The 1,129-nt window shown below is 71.4% G+C and carries 1 protein-coding gene and 1 pseudogene; both read right to left on the bottom strand.

What is annotated here, in order from left to right; all coding sequences use genetic code 11:
* A pseudogene (locus AC1D01_RS35835) lies at window positions 1–701 on the bottom strand (histidine kinase); the annotation flags it as partial.
* A gap of 31 nt (window positions 702–732) precedes the next feature.
* Window positions 733–1,129: response regulator transcription factor (locus AC1D01_RS35830; protein WP_477874449.1), on the bottom strand; the 397-nt coding region annotated here is incomplete at its 5' end.

The following is a 1,129-nucleotide window of genomic DNA, read 5'->3' as shown; positions in this document are numbered from 1 at the left end:
TCCCAGCGCAGGAAGCCGAGCGGCAGGCCGAGCTGCAGCGTCGACTCGACGGCCATGCAGGCGAGGCTGCCGGCCTGGCACAGCGAGGCCACGGCATACAGCAGGTTGCGCATCGACGGCTTGGCCAGCAGCACCACCATCGCGACCAGGTACAGCGTCAGGCTCAGCGCCGACAGCACCCAGAACATCGAACCCAGCCGCAGCAGCCCGCGCGGCTGCAGCGCGAGCTCCACCTGCCGTCCGCCGATGAAGAAGACCCGCACGGCGCTGCCGCCCATCACCGCGGCGACCTGCTGGTGCTGGTCGAAGTGGCGTTCGCGCTGCGTGTCGCCCATGATCCAGCGCGGCGAGCGCTGCAGCGCCAGGCCGTCGACGATCGCGACCTGGCCGTTGTCGTTCAGCAGGCCGACGAGTGCGCGGCCCTCGAGTGGCTTCAGCGCGGCGTCGTCGGCGTGCACGAGCTCGACCTCGCCCTGCGCGCCGACACGCCAGTCGGCCGGCAGGTGCGGTTGCGCGGCCAGCCAGCGGGCCGTCATCACGAGGGCCACGCAGCCGAGCAGCGCGGCCACCACCAGCAGGCGCAGCCGCCAGCCCATCCAGCGCGACAGGCGCTGGTCGTCGCCGAGCGCGGGGTCGATCAGCCCGGAGTCGAGTGCGGAGTCGGTGTGCAGGCTCGCCGGCCGCGTCGCGGGGTTGTCCATGCGCGGTGGTCAGCCCCGGTGGGCCGAGGACTTAGACCAGGCCCTGCTTGCTGGCCAGCACGGCCGCTTCGGCGCGGCTGGACACGTTGAGTTTCTTGTAGATCGACTTGATGTGGTCGTTGACCGTGAACCACTTGATGCCCATCAGGTTCGCGATCTCCTTGATCGTGAAGCCCTTGCTGAGGTAGGTCAGCACCTCGCTCTCGCGCGGGGTCAGGCGCTCGTGGTCGAGCGGTGCGCCGCGGCCGAGCGGCATCGGGCGGCTGCTCTGGAAGCCCGACGGTGCCGGCTCCGACAGCCCGCCCATGCCGCCGGGGCCCTGGCGGAAGTGGCCCAGCAGCCGGCGCGCGATGGCCGGCGACAGCGGCGGCTGGCCGCGCACGATCTTCTGCAGCTCCTCGACCAGCACCTCGAAGCGGTCTTCCTTC

Source organism: Rhizobacter sp. P3_B12, from assembly GCF_056402895.1.
The sequence above is the reverse complement of the archived record's forward strand: the minus strand, read 5'-3'. Positions and strand labels throughout refer to the sequence as shown.